We start from the raw sequence: 15,428 nt of genomic DNA on the forward strand, positions 1-15,428 counted from the left end.
TATGCACCGTGGCTGCGGGGAATCAGCGATATCCGCGTTCATGTCATACGGCGAGGGGCGCCAGCAAGCGGTCCGACAATTTGCGCTGGGATGCATCCGGCATCGCTCCGGGTGGCACTTACGGAGGCAGAGACTCGATGCGATGCGGTGAAGGATCGCGCGGCAAGCGCGATCGACGGGGCAGCCGGCAACGGCTGGTCGCACGGAAAAGTCCAGGGAACATCAATGAGCGCCCCTGCTGAAGGGGGATTCTGGAGCGGCACTAACTGTGCCGTCCCCGGGAACAATTGAACCGGCCTGCGTGAACGATTCGTCGAGACCCGGCCGACCAGGAGAAAACGTGCGATTCGCCCTCGTGACCGAAGACCCTGTATTGACCCGTGATCTGGCCGGGTGTTTTGCCGGCGACCCGATTGTGGTCGAACCGTTCAACGGTGACCTGCCGCTCATGCGCGCAATGCGCACCACCGTGTACGACCTCGTGTTGATCGATGCAAAGAACAGTTCGTTGCTGCTCGATTCGTTGCTGTCATGGCGCAGCTGCAACGCGGATGTGTGCACGCCGGTCATCGTCCTTACGCCGTTCGCGAACTGGGCAGCGATGCTCGGGTGGATCAACGCCGGCGCCACGGATGTCGCCTACCGCCATGACCTGGAACAGGTGCGTCTGCGCGCACATGTCGCGCTTCAGCGCGGAACTCATCGGACCGGGTCCGACACCATCGAATTAGGCAGCTACGTGTTGAGAAGAGATGTCGGCCTGCTTGCTCTTGATGGCGTCGAGATGCCCCTGACGCCGCGCGAATTTACGATGGCCTGGCTGTTCTTTTCGAATCCAGGCAGGTTTCTGAGCCGGGCGCAGATCGCCAGCAGCGTGTGGGGTTCATGCGAGAACGTAGCCTCGCGCTCCATTGAGCAGCACATCTACAAGCTGCGCAAGAAGCTTCGCCTGTCGCCTGCATCCGGTCTGAATCTGAAGACCGTTTACGCGCTCGGCTACAAACTGGACCCCGCCACGTCCATCAGCCAGCCAGACGATAAACAGGCAGGCGCGTCGGCACCTCGCACGGCGCGATCTTCGCGGGGAATCCAGTCAGACGCCGGGGAAGAGGCCGCGGAAGCCGCCAATGCCTGAACGCCACTCCAGCCCAACCTGGCAAACGAGAAGGGGATGACGATGGATATTATCGAAATCGCGAAGAGAGCCGGTATGCAGGTCCTGCTCGACGCACAAATCGGCCGCGAGACTTACCACAGCGTGTGCGGCTCGCTGTCGTCGTTACAGCGCTTCGCAGATGCCGTATGTGCGGCCACTGTGCAGTCGACGGTACAGCCCGACGCCGAAGAACATACAAAGTAGCGGCCCGCACCTGCGCGGCATGGCATCGTCGGCGCGCAGACTCAATCGGCCGGGCGCGTCGAATCAGGCGAGCGCTTATGATGGTCCACGGCAGCGCGGTACATCTCAATGTCGTCGATGAGCATATCGGCGTCGGCCATCGTATTATCCGCGTCCGACGTTGCGCGATAGTCCGGATCGAGCAGTGCGACACCGTCGCGAAATCTCGCCTCAATCGGGTCTGGCCGACTGCCCGCCTCGGCAAGCGCTTCACGATGCATGGAAACGATGCCCGGAACGTCGTTCATTTCTCTGATTGCCCGAAGCGCGAATGTCGCGGAATGGGCGGCTGGCTGACGGGCCGAGATGTCCAGATGCGTCAGCCAGACCTTGCCGGAACGCGCGGGGTCCGTGCCGGCCAGCATCTGGAGTAGACGCTGGCCGAGCAGGATGGACAGACTCTGCACGTTTCCGATCGACAGAGGTGACCCGGCACCATCGAGTATCACGAGGGAGACGTGCGCGAAATTTTTCGGATCGTGACGCGCAGAAAGCGCGGCGTAGTGACCATCCAGATCGAGCGTCGCGTGCCACGCGCCACCGCTTCGTACGCCGTGGGAAAGCGAGCCCCATAGACCGTCTAAGGCTGCGCTGTCACCTGCAGCGAGCCGCCGAAGGTCGATCTTGTGTACGGTCAGCCGCAGTTGCGGATCGAGCGCATTGAGGCCGTCAACGAGCAGGTCAACGAATTCGGCATCCCGTGGTGCCGGCGGCGCCGTTCCTGCATCGTAAGCCTTGCGCAGGCCATCCAGGTGGGCAGACATGCCGTCTATCCGCGCAGCGCGCAATTGAGGGGCAGCCACGGTTTCGAGGCGAGCGATGGCACGCTCATACATCCGGATACGCTTCGTTTCATACGAGTCGCTGTACTCGTACTTAAGCCCATACAGCGGCCTGTGTTCCCCGAGACGATCCTTTTGCCGTGCGGGCAGGGTCTCGCCTCTTTTGTTCACAGGCTGCGCGGCAAACTCCGGACGCACTGTCAACAGATCCTGCATGCTGGACTTCAGCGTCATGTGTTTGAAGAAGCGCGGTCCGAGCAGGCTGTTATCGTAAATCACCAGCGGGGTGATCGGCTCCTGCTGCGACGCCGCTCGCGCGAGCACGTGTTCGTGCAAGCTCGCGATGTCGGGTTCGCCCGGCATTTCCCGCGCGGCGGCGATGGCGAAAATGGCTCCGCCTTCGTTCGTCCTCTGCGTTCCGGTATTCAGGCAGTGGATCGCGACCTGCGCGTGACGGGGCGTATCTTCACGTGGCCTGCCGGCGCGCGCCAGCGCATCGTTCAGTCGAGCAGCGAGCGAAGAAGCGAGCAGCCGCCAGTCGCGTGAACGAAAGTGCTTGCCCGTGCTGTCCACGACGACCATCGATAGATGCATCGGCCGTTGTGGATCATGACGCACCGAAGCTGCGACTTCGTGTCCGTCCATGCTGATGATGGCGCGCCAGCTATGGCCCGTCTCCATGCCGGCCACCGCGCGGGTGGCAAGATCGCCGAGCGCGGCGGGACGTCCTGCGAGGAGGCCGTTGTAGTCGATGCTATGCACGCTCAGGTCCAGCTTGGGATCGCGCTCGTTTTCCATCGCGACGAGCAAGTCGAGATATGGCGCGTCGCGCGAGTTCTGCAATTCGCGCATCGCGAAATGCTCGGTGTACAGTTCCGTCAGGTAGCCTTTCATTGCGATAATGCGGTGGCCGATATCGGACCGGCTTACCACAGCGTCCAGTGCTGCGCTGGTTGCTCGCGTAGGTACGCGCGCCGTCCGGCGCCGGGACGTCCGGCTTGTCGATCGCCCGCTGGAGAGGCCGGGCATGCCCAGCGGCGCCGGCCTGATTGCGCTGCTCGAAGATTCGTTATGAGCCGCCGCGGCCGTCCTGTTCTCGGCGTCGGTGTTCGAATCGGCGTTGGGCACGGGCGATAACGCGCGTATTTGGACCACGGGGGTTGTCCTCCGGCTGGTGTTTCTGTAACCCGAGAGTTAGCCCTATTCACGGTCCGACCTTCTTTCGACGAAGCGAAACAGCGGGTCGCGCAGCGAAATTCTTCAGATCACGGCGCAACGCCCGCGTTCATTCGCACGGCGCGCCAACGGGAAAATTGCCTCCGGGCCTGGTGCCGTCGATCGAGTTGTCAGGATATCGAAACCCGCGAGTCAGTGCGCCGGCGAACGTGCTTTCCGATCCACCTGGAATATACGTTTGTCCTGCATGACGGAGAATTCAACGGTCTTGTCCTAAGCAATTCGCTGGCCGTCATGCTTTGCTCACTGGCTCCTTGACACCTTTCAGGACGGTTTGCGAGCCACGACAGTCGGAAACATGCGGGCGCGGTCGTCAACGAACGTGATGTCCGCGAAGCCAGCGAGTGCGAGTTGTTCGCGAGTTTGCGTATGCGTACGGAACGCACTCCACTTCGCTTCGATCACCCGCACGAACAGCACATGCTGAAGCGCGAGCGAGGCCGGAGACACCGCGCTCATGTCCCAAGGCGATTCGGCCAACAGCACGGGTGGCGGTGTCAGGAAGCTCGTGACAAGCTGGCCGCCGGGTTTGAGCGCATCGAAGAACTTACGATATAGCGTGATCACGCGTTCGTCGTCGGGCTCATAGATATTGAGGCCGTTGCTCGTCAGTACATCCGCCTCGGCATTCAGATCCATCGCCCATGCGTCAGCATGGCGCAACGACAGCCGCTGCGCGAGATCACGATCGGTAGCCAGTGCAAGTGCACTGTCCAGCGCTCTTTGATCGAGATCGACGCCAAGCAGTGTGATGTCGGAATAGCCGGTGTAATCGAGCAGAAGCAAGTCCCCCATCAACCCGCACGGCACCGACGCAAGCACGAGGCCCGGCCTGAGCATCGCCTGCACTTCACGACGAAATATGCCGAAGCGCTCGCGCGTGGCAAGTACGGCCGGCAGCTCTTCGAAGATTCGATATTCGAGCTCGGGCACCGCGCCACGCTGCAGGGTTCCTGGCTCGTAGGTCACGAGGCGGTGCGTCCAGTACGCATCGAGCCCCCGATTGGTGAGCAGGAAGCGGCCGAGTTCGAACGTGGATAACTGATCGACGAGGGCGAGTTGCTGCCCGAGCGTCGCGCCAGGCATATCTCCCCCGGCGCGTAGTCGTGCTTTGGTTGCCTCAATAGTTTGTTCGTGCGAGCGATCAGAACGGTTATCGTGGGAAATCAGTCGATCAGGGTCATTCATCAGGAATGTCGATTAGTTGGTGAGATGAAGGCACGATAATAGCTCGCTTATCGAGGTCGGCAACCTGACCAGGCCAACAATTAATTTCGTTAGTGACCGATGGTGTGGGGGGTGGCCGATGATGATCGGTGCCGTGGTGGTGGCACATGAGCCTTCTCGGGCCACACTGGTACCATGTCGAGCTCGGAGTCGTCCCGAGCCTGGCGTCGATGATTCAAGAACGCCAGCCGTCTGCCGTAAACGCATACGAGAGCCCGCGCTCTCCGACTCAAGGCGAACAGCCCGCAGGAGCGCTTCAACATGGCCGCGCTCTCTGATGCCGTCTAATCCATATCCCTGTGAGTTTCGACTTCGCGCCAATAGGTATGTTCAGCCCCGTTGCCCTCCTCGTTGTCGCAATCATGTCCAGCGTGGTGAGCATGGCGGTGTTTGGTTCGCTGCTGCACGCCGAGATACCAGGGTTGCCTCGCTGGATTGGCGCAAACGCCTTGATAGCCGTAGCGCTCGTCCTTCTCGCGCTGCAAGCGCCCGCGCCTGCACAAGTGGCTATCGTTGTCGCGAGCGCATTGCTCGGGGCCGCCGCGCTCATGATGCTGCAGGGCTGTCGGGAGTTCTTTGGTCTGCGGCCTTCGCGTTCGTTGGAGTACGTCGCGTACGGCGCCTTGCTGCTTGGGATTGTCTATTGGGGATACATATCGCCAAACGTTAATGCCAGAATTGCTCTGCTATCGGCGTTTCTTGCGTATGTCCGTCTGGTCATCGGCTGGATTGCGTTCAGGTTGCGGCCGCCGGGCAGACCGAAATATTGCTACCGGTTTATGTCGGGCGCGGCATTCCTCGGAGCGGCTGTCCACGCATCACGCAGTATCGCCTGTGCAGTGGGCTGGGAGCATCAGGCCGCCTTTCTGGAGCCGACGCCGCTAAACATCGCCTTCCTCGGTCTCGGCATATTGGCGCTGCCATGTCTCTCGATTGGCGTGGTCATGCTTGCTCACGACCGGATGGCCGAGCGTATGGAACGGCTGGCAAACGTCGACGGGCTGACCGGTGCGCTTGTGCGCCGTGCTTTCCTTGTCCGGGCAGAGTCATTGCTGCATGAGGCCAGGAACTCGAAGTTGCGGCTGTCCATTGCAATTCTGGACCTCGACAAGTTCAAGGCAATCAATGACGAACATGGGCATGCGGGCGGCGACCAGGCGCTTGCGCATTTCGCCTTTACAATATCGAGCGGCTTGCGACGCGGAGATATCTTCGGCCGCCTTGGCGGCGAGGAATTCGCTGTCCTGTCCCTGTCCACCGGGCAGGTCGACACCGTTCGTCTGATGGACCAGCTTCGCGTCCGTGTCGCGGCATCGCGTCTGGCTATTCCATCAGGCGAAGTCGCGTACACCTTCAGTGCCGGCGTCGATGAGTACCATGAAGGCGACACGTTGGCGAACATGATGGGAAGAGCAGATGCCGCGCTATACGCCGCGAAAGCCATGGGCCGGAATTGCGTTGTCGGTACGCAGTTGTCCGGCAGCCAGCGGGTCGAAGACGCGCAAGGCGAGAGCACGACTGAGCAAACTAACGGACCTGCGTGACAATCGCTGAGAATCGCTGAGGTTCAATTCTCGTTCTTCCCCCGTCGCTTGCTAAATTCAATGTTTCGCTGCTTTCGCGGCGCTCTCCACCGCCGGTTCAGCCGGTTCAGCCGATTGAGCCGGTTGAGCCGTCTCCAAAGTCGTTTCCGTTGCAGCGCTCACGCTACTTTGCGCAAAATCAATTGTCTGCTTCGCGGCTTTGCGCACGCTGTCGTGGGCGGTATTGGCGAACGTAATAATCTGCTTCAAGAATGCAATTGCTGCCTCGGAACTGACGGGGGCGTTTTGCCCGACATTCTCGATGAACCGTTGAAACTGACGACTAGCGTCCTGGTACTGGGCATCGATAACCTCTCCCAGCTGCGTTTGCATAGTGGACGCGATTTCCACAAGCTGACGCTGGTACGTCAGGACCCGTTCTGTCGACGGCAGCGCCAGCGCAGCCTGTAAGCCAGCAGCGTTATCACCATCCGTTTTCGTCAGCCCATCCTGCGTGCGTTGGTACCAATCGGCGAACATCTCTTTTGCCGCGTCCAGATTCATCCTGGTTAGATTTTCCCCGCCCTCAAGCATCTTGCCGGCTACCCCAAAGCAGAAGTCAAGATTTGCGTGTTGGGCTGCAGCAGCTTGCCCCGTGAAATCGCTCATGTTCGCCTCCTGAGAACGTATGTCCGACATTCAGCTTGCTCGCCAACAATGACCATCTGATGACGCTCGGGGCAGGAAAAGCTACGCTGTCGGCGCACATGTGCGAACCTGCTTTTCGTTGGACGTTCTAATATGTCCCGCATTCGAACATGTGCGCTTATAGTGGAGCCAGCGACGCCCGAGGGCGAGCTTCCTGTTCAGAACCGACGTATTTGACGGGGGACGGCAATATGGCTGCTGATTCTGGTTTGGCTTACGACCCGCACGGACAGATGCCAGGTTCATTGCTGACGCTGGTCGAATATCTCGAACTCTCGCTGGATGAGGGGGAGTGCGTCGTCATGATGCGCCACGGTACAGACGTCTGTGCTGTCTACATCGGCGACCCAGCGGATGAGGACAACGAGTTGACTGGTCACGGGACCATTGCTGCGGGCGTGGCTGACGAGATACTCGAGCTGACGCACGCCGGCATAAACCGGATAACGGTCGGCGAGCAGACCTACCGGTTTGTTCGAAGCTTCACGCACATCGCTGGTGTTGGAGCAGTGATATTTGCTCCGGCGTAGGACTGCGAGCAACCGGTCATCCTGCTCGCGAGACGTGGAGAGACTCCAGCGCACAACAATTTAAACGTGGCTATCTACCCACGCTCGCGCCCAATCCAGCCCGGCATGTTGCGCTTCCTCTTCGGTATCGAAATGTCCAAGGATTCCCGACGCCTCAATAAAGTTGTTGTTTCGGGTGATAGTGCCGCTCGCCGCGTACCTCTCAGGCTGCAGGATATCTTCCTGCTGGAGGATAGCGTGGCCCCATATCGAATACCCCTTGTAGCTCTCAGCTTCCATCAGCGTGAGACCTCGGCATGGGCATGACGGGCATCGACGCGAAGGATATTCCCCTCTGGCGTTATCTGCCGCGGGATATCAAATACATCAGGAGCGAAAGTTCTCGTTGCCTGGCCGGACGGCGATTGCTTTTCAGCCGTCTTCGCGACTGCAGCGGGAGCGCGATGTGCCCGTGTCTTTACCAGATGAGGCGCGCGCCGACTATGTTTCAGCGAGTTCGGCACGCCTGTTCCTTTATGCAACCCACCCCGAGCTTCGGGCGGATTCCAGATTTCTATGTAGCGCTCGCCTGCGAACGCGGACGACGTGCATACCAGGAAAAGCAACCCGCATCCAATCAGTTTCACTATCGTTTCTCCTTGGTGATGCGCTTCAATCTGTCGCTGCACGATACATCCCCTCAGGCGCACGGCCCGTCGCAACCGTCACAGTTGTGGCGGTCGCGCACAGAAAGTGCCTGTTCGGCGCCACGAAATCCCGCGCAGAGAACTGTACATCCATACAGGTATTTGCGCAATTCAATGACTGTCCTGTCACCCGCCCCGGAAGCAATAATCCACGGCCCTCGCATCGAGACGATGTTCACGTGAGTAGAGACGGCGTTTCTGGTTCCAGATGGCGCCCTGCATAACCGTGCTCGCGCCAGGTTTTCCTGCTTGAATGCGGGGCTGCGGCACTCTATGCTCGGAGTGCTGTTCCTCTTCAGGAGCTGGTCATGAAAGGCGCTGCAGTGAACGTGCATTTCGACGCAAAGTTTTTGGTGCTGGACCTGGCAGACGGCCGGGCCGCTTATTTTCCTCTGAAGTTGTTCCCGGCCCTTGAGTCCGCGTCGCCGATGGAACGTAGGCATTTCGCCATTTCGATTGACCGGCAGCAACTGTACTGGCCCGAACTCGGCGAAGATGTCGACGTGACGGCATTGCTGCTACCTCTCGATGACGCGAAGCTTCATTGAGAAATGGCATGTTTTCACCTTGGCATACTTGCCGGTGCATTGCAGGACCATGGAGCCGGCCACTTATCCAGGCGCACTGTGGTGGCACTGAACATGCGAGATCTCGACCGACCGTCTGAAGGTGATACAGGCCGTTGTGGACATGGGATTCGAGCCCGACGCACGGCCGAACGAATTGTTCACGACTGCGTTCCTATCCCGTTAGTGCGAGTTGCACATGTCGCTCATTCGGTGCCGCAGCAAGAAGGCGCTGGCACACTTGCTGCGGCACCGCCCTACCCTTCGCGGTCGATCAAGCCCATCTGGATCCCATTCGCACGATCACTGATAGGAGAACATGATCGTGCTGAGTGCATTCACGGTACCCGGCTTGATCGTTTCCGCCGTCTTGATATAGCGCGCTTCGAAAGGCACGGAGATGACACTGCCGGATGCCCCGGATTTACCGACCAGCCACTGGTTGGTATTGCCCTTGGCGGCTGAGTCCGGCCCGAAATTCAACGGACTGGTCGCGCCTTGCTTCAATATTTGAATGCCTACGCCGGACGCCGACGAATTCCCCGCCAGACTAAGGACATTGCCGGTGTTTGCGGGATTGGTCGCATCCGTCAGCGTGGCATAGACACTGATGCTCGCATCGCATTTGAGCCCCATCGAAGCTACTGATAGCTCAGCGTAAACGTCGCCCGCGCGTTCGCACTACCCGGCGAAATCTTTGCCGCGGTTTGCACGTAGCGTGCGCTCAGCGGAATTGTCAAAGCCGCTTGCCCCTGCGCGATCGTGCCAGCATGCCACTGATTGGTGTTGCCGACGGTGGCGGAATCCGGCCCGAAGCCCAGCAGCGTGTCGTTCTTCAGAATCTGGAGGCCGATCCCGGATGCTGTCGAGTCCTTCGTCAAGGATAGCGTCGTCGACGTATTGCCCGATGTGGTCGCATCGGTCAGCGTCACGTGAGCATTGGTCGACGTCCCCGCATTCCCGCCCGAGCAAGCCAGCGAGATGGCAAACGTGCGCTGACCTGTCGTCGTGCCGACGCCATTGAAAGAATACGTGGTGACCGTGCCCATCGGCACCGTCACCAACGGCGTCGCAACCTTGCAGGTCGGAACCCGGGGCTGGACCACGACGGGCGACGCGAATCGATACTCGACGAGGACCTGTCCGCTCTCGCTATCTGCGCGGTATTGCGCGTACCCGCCGCTCAGCACCCCGCCAGCCGTGATGTTTCCGGTTTTGATCAGTTCAATCTTCAACGACCATGATTCGGACCAGGTTCCGGTTACAAACGAACCCGCTTGATATGGAACTTTGTTGTTGGTCCCTGACGACAAGCGCAAGCCAATATTTGGAACGGAGGTGGGATAAATTTTACTGGCATCTGGCGTGCCGACTCCCGTGACATAGGTAGTCGTGGTGCCAGTGCATCTCGTGGTCGCCTGAGAGCCAGACTTATTAATGAATGTCGGAGATCCGTCCGCAGAATAAATTACACCGCCGATCGGAACCGCACCCGGATCGAACTGCGGCGGATTGAATCCAGACACGCTCGCGACATAGTAATTCAACCCATCACTAGTATCCGCCGTACAGGCTGACCAAGCCGCAATCGGAAAAATCGAGAAAAAACAAGTCGCGATAGTTAACAATTTCACCAATCTCTCCGGTTCACCATCAAAGCCGATTCCACGGCAATCGTCGATTAAAAATAGAATCGCGCACTCGCAAAGGGCAATCAACCGTTCTCGTCCGACCGCGGCGACGAATTTCACTGTCGCTGACCGCCCTCACCGCGACGCCGGCCCGCAGGCCGCCCCGATTTCGTATGCCCCGAATGCGTCACTCCGCCGGCATCACGCCCCGACTCGCTACGGCCGGCGCATAACTGGCGGCACCGCCCGCCACGCACGGCAATTCGAGGCTTTGCAGCGGCTGATATCCGGCCGCACGCTTGCGCACCGGCAGCGAATACGACAGATTGCAGACGGCCTTGCCGTCCTCCTTCTCCCACTGCACCTTCAGCTCGCCCCGTTCCTGGAGCCCGCGCGCAAGCACCTTGCCGCCTTGACCGACCACGCCGATTTCCTTGCCGTCCCCATCGGTGACGGCAGCACCGAACGGAATCGGCGAGCCGTCCGCCTGTCGCGCGCGGATCACCGCGGAACGCCCGTAGACCGTCTTGAAAGTCACCATCGGCACCGCGCCCGCCAGCGGCGCGACGCGCTGTGCCGTTTCCTTCAATTCGACGTCTGTCGACAGGCCCTTCGGATCCAGCCCGATGTCGTTCATCGCGAACGGCGTCAGATACGGCACGATCGCGTAGCCACGGCCGTCGATGCGCACGCCCGACGCATTCGTGATCCGCGCGCCTTCTGCATTCGGCGCCTTGACGATCGCGAACGTCTCCGACAGCGGTTGCGACAGCGTGACGCCGCCGCCATGCGCGACGACCGCGCCCCGTGCGCCGACCGAGTACTGCTGATAGTCCGCGCTCGCGCCGACGCTGCTGGTCAGCTCGGCTGACGAGCCGCGATACATCACGTTGGCGCCGCCGTTCGTTTGCGAGGTGCCCGACGTATTGCTGTGGTTCACGTTCAGGCCATACGACAGGTTGTTGTCGACGCCCACGGAACCCGACAGGCTCGTTTGCATCTGCGTCGAGCCGCGCGTGTCGCGGTTGAAGTTCGTCGACAGCGTCGCCGGCCGGGTCGTGCCGAGCGGAATCGACAGGCCCGCGTAGTAAAGCGTGCTCGACGTACCCCGTGCATCGCGCTGCCGTGTCGCCGACACGTTGTACGCGACGTTGCGAAACGTGTTGCTGTACCCGAACGTATAGTTGACGTCCGATCCGCTACGGTTCCAGTACGTCGCCGCCGACGCGGTCATGTTGAGACCGCCGCCTCGCGGGCCGAGCTGCTGGCTCAGCGTCAGCGATGCGCGATTGCGCTGCCGGTAGAGCCCGGTCGAGCCGACGTCGATCTTCGCCTGATCGCGTGCGTACATCGCATCGTTCAGCGCGAAAAAGCCGTTCGTCGAGTAACGATATGCGGCGATCGCGACGTTGGTGCCCGTCGCGGCAATACTCTTCGCATAGCTGATACGGAAGCTCTGCCCGGAATATCGCTGCTCCCGCGGGATCGACGTGGTCGCATGCGTGACGTCTGCGCCGAACGCGCCCAACGGCGTGTTGAGCACGCCGCCGACCATCGCCGACAGGTAGCCCTCCGCGATCGTCAAACCGCCGTAGCCCGTGACCTGGTTCGTGAAGCCTCGCTGCCAGGTCACCTGTGCGAAGTACGGTGTCGTGTTGCTCAGGTTGCGCACCACGCCGGCGGTGAAACTGTAGCGGTTCTGGCCGGGGCGCAGCGACAGCGGCACTGCTGCATACGGCACGGAAAAGGAATGCACGGAACCGTCCGCTTCCATCACGGACACGTTCAGGTCACCGCCGTAACCGGTCGGATACAGGTCGTCGATCACGAATGCGCCCGGCGCGACGGTCGTCTCGTACAGCTTCACGCCGTTCTGCGAGATCGTCACCTTTGCGTTGGTGTTCGCGATGCCGCGCACGACAGGCGCGTAGCCGCGCTGCGACTCCGGCAGCATCCGATCGTCGGTGAACACCCGCACGCCACGGAACGACGTCGAGTCGAACAGGTCGCCGGAGGTGTACGTATCGCCGATGACAAGCTGGGATGACAAGTTGGCCAGATCGCGCTGCCCATAGGTCGCGACGTTGTCGTATTGCCTGCGCCCGCGGTCGTCCCAACTGAACGAGCCGTTGTGCCGGAAGTGCCAGCGCCGGTAGTTGAAACCGCCGTCCACACCGACATAGCCCTGCGTGCTGGCCGCCCCGCCGCTGACGCGCGAGTGGTACGCGTTGACGTTGTACCCAAGCATGCCGACGGTCTCGCCTTCGGTCCACTGATCAGGGCTCACATAGCCGCGCGCATGTCGCAACATCGAGATCTGCGGGATGCTCAGGTCCAGCCGCTGCTCGTTGAAGTCGAAGCTGACCGACGCCTCCGGAATCACCTGCCCAAGGCGCAGACATGCGCGATCCGTGACGATCTGCTTGACGATTTCGACAGGCAGTTTCGTGAGATCGACACCGATCTGCTGTAGCAGCTTTTCGTCGAAGCACGGCTGCGCGTCGGCCGTGTTCGGCGCAGCGTTGAATTCCACTTCGGTGCGCCCGACCCATCGACCGTCGACGTAGATGTCCGGACTGTACCTGCCGGATCGGACCACGTTGCCGCGCCCGTAGCGCGACACGTCGATCGCGCCGCCACCGCTATTCAGAAAGCCGCCTTCGAACTCGACCTGTGCGAACTCCGTCTGCGCGATTTGCAACGGCACCCCGGATTCAGCCTCGGCGGCATGCGTCTGTGCCTGCCATCCTGCAATGATCGTGAGAAGCAACGCGCCGACCGGCTTCAGCCTGGGCTCGATCTCCACCTGCACGCTCGTATGTTGCTTCCCCACCATTCACTCGCTCCCCGTAAGTAATTCGATTTGACCTTGTGATTCGGGTTGACCGAAGTCGGCCGCAATGGCGGCATACCCTCCGGCCGCTACTTCTTCATCTGCGGATGGTTGCCTGATTGGCCTGGCTTCCGCCCCAATCGTCAAAGCTGCTGTACACAACCGTCCCGTCTGTCACGTTCGCATCGGTCAAACCCTTGATCGGAAACGAAGCCGTTTCTCCTGGGCGGACGTAACCCACGCCCGCGTCGAACGTCGAGCCATTCGCTCGCAGCGCGATGCCGCCGAGATTGACGACATAGGGTGTCGGGTTCGTCGCCTTCAGCACCGCACGGCGGTCGGCACCGGCCGCAATCGCCCACGTGAGCTGACGCGGTGCTTCCGACGCGCTGCCCGGCAAACCCTCCGGCCGATACATCAATTTGACGCGCGTGCGAAATGCGATCTGCAAGCGATTCCGGTCGTCATCGGCCGTCGCCTTCGGCGGCACGTCCAGCACGTTCAGCCAGAACAGCGACTCCTTGTCGGCCGCCAGCGGCTCGCCGGTGTGGATGATTCGCAACGTCTGCCCCTTGCCCGGCTCGACGCGAAAGATCGTCGGCGTGATGACGAACGGCACGTCGATCTGGTCCGGCGAAGCCTGCTCGTCGCCCTTGTCGACCCATGTCTGGACAAGCGCGGGCAACTTCCCGTCGTTGGTCAGCTGAACCGTGACTTCCTTCTCGGCCGCGGAAAAAACGACACGCGTACCGGACAGGGTCACGCTTGCCTGCGCACTCATGCCGAACAGGACGGACATCAGGAAAAACAGAATTCGGTATGGATTGTTCATTTTCATATTCGCCTCCATTAAATTGCAGTCCGAAACAAATACGAGCGCACGCTCACGAGTCTTTCTTGAGGTCCGACCGCCATCGGGAGGCCGGACCGTCACTCAAAACATCAAGTGCTTAGGGATAGATCAGCGAGTACGTCACGAACGAATTCGCCGAACCGCCGGTCGCCTCGCCAGTCGCTACGTACTGCGCCGCGTATTGCAGCGTCGCCGTGCCTTCCGTCGTGTCGATATTCGCGATCTGCGAATTCTGGCTCGTGCTTTCCGCACCGACCTTGATCGGCTCGTACTTGTCGTTCAGGATGCCGATTTCGACGTTCTTTGCCGCATCGGCGCCGGTCAGCGTCAGGCGGCCGCTCGCGAGGTTCACGTTCGGCCCCGGTTCGAAGGCCACCGATACCTTGCTCACCGGCGCAGGAATCACGGTCCCGCCTTCGCTCATGTCCGTCGTACAGCCGGTCAGCGACAGCGTGAACGGCGTACGGCCGGCGGTAGCACCCGCCTGTGCCAGCGTGTTGGTCGATGCCTTCGGCAGCGCAACCGTCAGATCGTTGGTGCCACCGTTGATCTTGCAGGTCGACGCGACCACGGCGCCCGTAAAGTTGATCGTGCCGTCCGACGCATGCGCCGCATTCATCGCCACAAATGCCAGACCGGCTGCCGACATCAACATCGTGATTTTTTTCATTTCAGATTCATCCAGTGATTAAAGATTTTCCATCAAATTCGTTCGTTAAACAGAACGGATATACTTCGCCATTTACCGCAAAATTAATTTACAGTCCTCCCATTTCTCCGATTTTCAAATAATCGCAACCCACCCGGCGCGCCAGCCGAGCACCAAAGAAGTTCACTCGAAAATTACTGAGTTTCGAAGCGACTCTCGCCTATCCTGTCGATCAGGTCGAGACAGATCGCACATTTGACCGGCTTTATATCGCCGATTACACCGAGATTTTTCATCGCGTGAGCTTTCTGCTCGTCCTTGCTCAGCGCGCTCGGTGCCGACGCCGCGAATTACCAGAAACCCGCCCGTGCATACGCCATGACCGGAGATGAACTAACCTGCCTCCATGCAATCGGAAGCGATCAAACAGCTTCCCGGTACGTCATAAATACGAAGCAGATTTCAGGAGTCATTTTGACGATTGGCGACAGATCAGTAAATATGAAATGTACGAGATAGAAACTCATATCACTAGGACAAGTTCTAATTATCGGATTTTTCCGCCTGCTCGACATATTGTTGCGCAAAGGGGCAATCGAGGGCCAATTCGTATGCCGCGCACACTTCGATGCAAGACACTCAACGGCATGACTCCGTCGGCGTCAATGTAGGCAAAGGCCGGCGTCACGCCGTCGCGCTCGATCGGACCGGAAAGCGCGTGTACAACAAAGCGCTGCCCAACGTCCGCATTCAACAATTCATCTGACTGCCCTGAGCGAGCAGCCATGGAACTGGCATGAATTGC

At 60.2% G+C, this 15,428-nt stretch carries 15 protein-coding genes and 1 pseudogene; 6 read left to right on the plus strand and 10 right to left on the minus strand.

What is annotated here, in order from left to right; all coding sequences use genetic code 11:
* Positions 1 to 301: 301 nt before the first annotated feature.
* Together AC3WLT_RS07850 and AC3WLT_RS07855 are read left to right on the plus strand one after the other, a co-directional pair.
* Positions 302 to 1,135 (plus strand): winged helix-turn-helix domain-containing protein, encoded by an 834-nt coding sequence (locus AC3WLT_RS07850; RefSeq protein ID WP_492591325.1) that lies wholly within the window; start codon positions 302 to 304, stop codon positions 1,133 to 1,135.
* Between the two features lie 36 nt (positions 1,136 to 1,171).
* Positions 1,172 to 1,360 (plus strand): hypothetical protein, encoded by a 189-nt coding sequence (locus AC3WLT_RS07855; protein ID WP_492591326.1) that lies wholly within the window; start codon positions 1,172 to 1,174, stop codon positions 1,358 to 1,360.
* A gap of 41 nt (positions 1,361 to 1,401) precedes the next feature.
* Here AC3WLT_RS07855 and AC3WLT_RS07860 read toward each other — a convergent pair whose 3' ends face one another.
* Both AC3WLT_RS07860 and AC3WLT_RS07865 read right to left on the minus strand, forming a co-directional pair.
* On the minus strand, positions 1,402 to 3,210 hold the full coding sequence (locus AC3WLT_RS07860; protein ID WP_492591356.1) for a YopJ family acetyltransferase: 1,809 nt from the start codon (positions 3,208 to 3,210) through the stop codon (positions 1,402 to 1,404).
* Between the two features lie 471 nt (positions 3,211 to 3,681).
* Positions 3,682 to 4,605, minus strand: a complete 924-nt coding sequence (locus tag AC3WLT_RS07865; RefSeq protein WP_492591327.1) for an SAM-dependent methyltransferase — start codon at positions 4,603 to 4,605, stop codon at positions 3,682 to 3,684.
* Positions 4,606 to 4,943: 338 nt separating this feature from the next.
* On the opposite strand from AC3WLT_RS07865, the gene AC3WLT_RS07870 reads away from it, so the two are divergent.
* On the plus strand, positions 4,944 to 6,188 hold the full coding sequence (locus tag AC3WLT_RS07870) for a GGDEF domain-containing protein (RefSeq protein WP_492591328.1): 1,245 nt from the start codon (positions 4,944 to 4,946) through the stop codon (positions 6,186 to 6,188).
* A gap of 57 nt (positions 6,189 to 6,245) precedes the next feature.
* On the opposite strand, the gene phaP is transcribed toward AC3WLT_RS07870, so the two are convergent.
* Positions 6,246 to 6,836: a TIGR01841 family phasin gene (gene phaP / locus AC3WLT_RS07875; RefSeq protein ID WP_492591329.1), complete on the minus strand. Its 591-nt coding sequence runs from the start codon at positions 6,834 to 6,836 to the stop codon at positions 6,246 to 6,248.
* Positions 6,837 to 7,066: 230 nt separating this feature from the next.
* Between phaP and AC3WLT_RS07880 the strand changes: the two genes are divergently transcribed.
* Positions 7,067 to 7,405: a hypothetical protein gene (locus tag AC3WLT_RS07880; protein WP_492591330.1), complete on the plus strand. Its 339-nt coding sequence runs from the start codon at positions 7,067 to 7,069 to the stop codon at positions 7,403 to 7,405.
* Between the two features lie 60 nt (positions 7,406 to 7,465).
* Here the strand turns inward: AC3WLT_RS07880 and AC3WLT_RS07885 are convergent, their stop codons facing one another.
* Together AC3WLT_RS07885 and AC3WLT_RS07890 are read right to left on the minus strand one after the other, a co-directional pair.
* On the minus strand, positions 7,466 to 7,684 hold the full coding sequence (locus AC3WLT_RS07885) for a hypothetical protein (RefSeq protein ID WP_492591331.1): 219 nt from the start codon (positions 7,682 to 7,684) through the stop codon (positions 7,466 to 7,468).
* The gene (locus AC3WLT_RS07890; RefSeq protein WP_492591332.1) at positions 7,684 to 8,031 is read right to left on the minus strand and encodes a hypothetical protein; all 348 of its coding nucleotides are present in this window, start codon (positions 8,029 to 8,031) and stop codon (positions 7,684 to 7,686) included. Before AC3WLT_RS07890 ends, AC3WLT_RS07885 begins: the two co-directional genes overlap by 1 nt.
* Before the next feature lie 368 nt (positions 8,032 to 8,399).
* On the opposite strand from AC3WLT_RS07890, the gene AC3WLT_RS07895 reads away from it, so the two are divergent.
* Complete coding sequence (locus tag AC3WLT_RS07895) at positions 8,400 to 8,639, plus strand: DUF2442 domain-containing protein (protein WP_492591333.1); 240 nt, start codon at positions 8,400 to 8,402, stop codon at positions 8,637 to 8,639.
* 321 nt (positions 8,640 to 8,960) lie between these two features.
* Here AC3WLT_RS07895 and AC3WLT_RS07900 read toward each other — a convergent pair whose 3' ends face one another.
* From AC3WLT_RS07900 to AC3WLT_RS07920, 5 genes are all read right to left on the minus strand, one after another.
* A complete protein-coding gene (locus tag AC3WLT_RS07900) occupies positions 8,961 to 9,293 on the minus strand; it encodes a fimbrial protein (protein ID WP_492591334.1) in 333 nt (110 codons plus the stop codon).
* A 5-nt stretch (positions 9,294 to 9,298) separates the two neighbouring features.
* On the minus strand, positions 9,299 to 10,408 hold the full coding sequence (locus tag AC3WLT_RS07905) for a fimbrial protein (protein ID WP_492591335.1): 1,110 nt from the start codon (positions 10,406 to 10,408) through the stop codon (positions 9,299 to 9,301).
* Positions 10,409 to 10,475: 67 nt separating this feature from the next.
* On the minus strand, positions 10,476 to 13,124 hold the full coding sequence (locus tag AC3WLT_RS07910) for a fimbria/pilus outer membrane usher protein (protein WP_492591336.1): 2,649 nt from the start codon (positions 13,122 to 13,124) through the stop codon (positions 10,476 to 10,478).
* A 94-nt stretch (positions 13,125 to 13,218) separates the two neighbouring features.
* A complete protein-coding gene (locus AC3WLT_RS07915) occupies positions 13,219 to 13,953 on the minus strand; it encodes a fimbria/pilus periplasmic chaperone (protein WP_492591357.1) in 735 nt (244 codons plus the stop codon).
* A 118-nt stretch (positions 13,954 to 14,071) separates the two neighbouring features.
* Positions 14,072 to 14,644, minus strand: a complete 573-nt coding sequence (locus tag AC3WLT_RS07920) for a fimbrial protein (protein WP_492591337.1) — start codon at positions 14,642 to 14,644, stop codon at positions 14,072 to 14,074.
* 607 nt (positions 14,645 to 15,251) lie between these two features.
* Here AC3WLT_RS07920 and AC3WLT_RS07925 point away from each other — a divergent pair.
* Positions 15,252 to 15,377, plus strand: a pseudogene (locus tag AC3WLT_RS07925) (IS110 family transposase); the annotation flags it as partial.
* Positions 15,378 to 15,428 lie beyond the last annotated feature (51 nt).

Source organism: Paraburkholderia sp. FW306-2-2C-D06C (assembly GCF_058781505.1).

What these genes read in the sequence shown, in the direction of transcription:
- AC3WLT_RS07880 (WP_492591330.1), top strand. Translation starts at nt 7,067, where the DNA reads ATGGCTGCTGATTCTGGTTTGGCTTACGACCCGCACGGACAGATGCCA.
- AC3WLT_RS07855 (WP_492591326.1), top strand. Translation starts at nt 1,172, where the DNA reads ATGACGATGGATATTATCGAAATCGCGAAGAGAGCCGGTATGCAGGTC.
- AC3WLT_RS07915 (WP_492591357.1), bottom strand. Translation starts at nt 13,953, where the DNA reads ATGAACAATCCATACCGAATTCTGTTTTTCCTGATGTCCGTCCTGTTC.
- AC3WLT_RS07900 (WP_492591334.1), bottom strand. Translation starts at nt 9,293, where the DNA reads ATGGGGCTCAAATGCGATGCGAGCATCAGTGTCTATGCCACGCTGACG.
- AC3WLT_RS07865 (WP_492591327.1), bottom strand. Translation starts at nt 4,605, where the DNA reads ATGAATGACCCTGATCGACTGATTTCCCACGATAACCGTTCTGATCGC.
- phaP (WP_492591329.1), bottom strand. Translation starts at nt 6,836, where the DNA reads ATGAGCGATTTCACGGGGCAAGCTGCTGCAGCCCAACACGCAAATCTT.
- AC3WLT_RS07885 (WP_492591331.1), bottom strand. Translation starts at nt 7,684, where the DNA reads ATGGAAGCTGAGAGCTACAAGGGGTATTCGATATGGGGCCACGCTATC.
- AC3WLT_RS07920 (WP_492591337.1), bottom strand. Translation starts at nt 14,644, where the DNA reads ATGAAAAAAATCACGATGTTGATGTCGGCAGCCGGTCTGGCATTTGTG.
- AC3WLT_RS07910 (WP_492591336.1), bottom strand. Translation starts at nt 13,124, where the DNA reads ATGGTGGGGAAGCAACATACGAGCGTGCAGGTGGAGATCGAGCCCAGG.
- AC3WLT_RS07860 (WP_492591356.1), bottom strand. Translation starts at nt 3,210, where the DNA reads ATGCCCGGCCTCTCCAGCGGGCGATCGACAAGCCGGACGTCCCGGCGC.
- AC3WLT_RS07895 (WP_492591333.1), top strand. Translation starts at nt 8,400, where the DNA reads ATGAAAGGCGCTGCAGTGAACGTGCATTTCGACGCAAAGTTTTTGGTG.